General features: G+C 48.5%; 1 protein-coding gene. It reads left to right on the forward strand.

The window, feature by feature from the left end; genetic code table 11:
* A partial coding sequence (locus OKC40_RS22635) for a Wzy polymerase domain-containing protein (RefSeq protein ID WP_270797044.1) occupies positions 1-823 on the forward strand: 823 nt, incomplete at its 5' end.
* Between the last annotated feature and the right edge of the window lie 126 nt (positions 824-949).

A 949-nucleotide genomic window follows, 5' to 3' on the forward strand; every position in this document is an offset into this window, starting at 1 on the left:
CGACACTCTTTATCCGCCCCCGGTCTTCACATTTAGATTATTCAGATTAGGCGACAACTATTCTGACACCGGGGGGGCTGTTGAAGGTGGCATTGCCCCCATGGTCGGAATGGTGATCATGGGGGGGGCACTATTGTGGCGGCTAAGCAAGACAAGATTGAGTCATGGAATGGCGTTGTTGGCGCTGGTTACACCCATCTTGCTGCATACCCAGACTGAATATCCTCTCTATCATGCTATCGCATTGTGGTGGCTGCTTCTGACGCTTATTTACATCATTGATGTTGAGGTTGAAGAAGCAGGGCTTGCGAATGGGGCTCATGTCACATGGTGGGAATTTGAGTATCGCCCATGGTTGTTATTACGTTTTATGGCAATTGCGATCCCTCTGGTCGTGGTTCCTTTTATGCTGACTGCGATCCATACCGCTTGGGTAGTTACCAAATATGAGCGAGGTGGCTATAAGGAGCCGACCTTGTTACTGGATATCGTCAATCCAATGGCATGGTTGACCAGAGTAGAGTTCGATGTGAACTCGGTTCGTCTTATGGTCGGTTTGCAGACTCATAACAAAGGTGAACTTGAAGCTTATCTAGAGTGGGGCAATGAGTTTGTTCGCCATACGCCAAGAGCCAATATATACGCCAATATGGTCATAGCTCTTAATGCACTGGGGCGGATTGAGGAGGCCAATGCACTGCGTCGTGAGGCGTTGGTGCTATACCCAACCGAGCCTTTATTGACTGGCTCTGTAGCCACCTCAGTGATCAATAGCGTTGATCAGCGAGCCAATAGTGCAGCAAAGGAAACCAGGGGACAGTAATCTCACGGGAAAGCCAGTTCTTAAAGTGCTGCCTTTCCTATTGGTTACTACCTCAGAGATCCCCTCATTTTTAGAGACTCAAATAATTCCAAGTGTGCGGGTATATAAGCGGTGTTGCTTCAGGTA

Origin of the sequence: Aeromonas sp. QDB11 (genome assembly GCF_027705265.1) — a bacterium.
In the GTDB taxonomy this organism is placed as follows: Bacteria; Pseudomonadota; Gammaproteobacteria; order Enterobacterales; family Aeromonadaceae; genus Aeromonas; species Aeromonas allosaccharophila.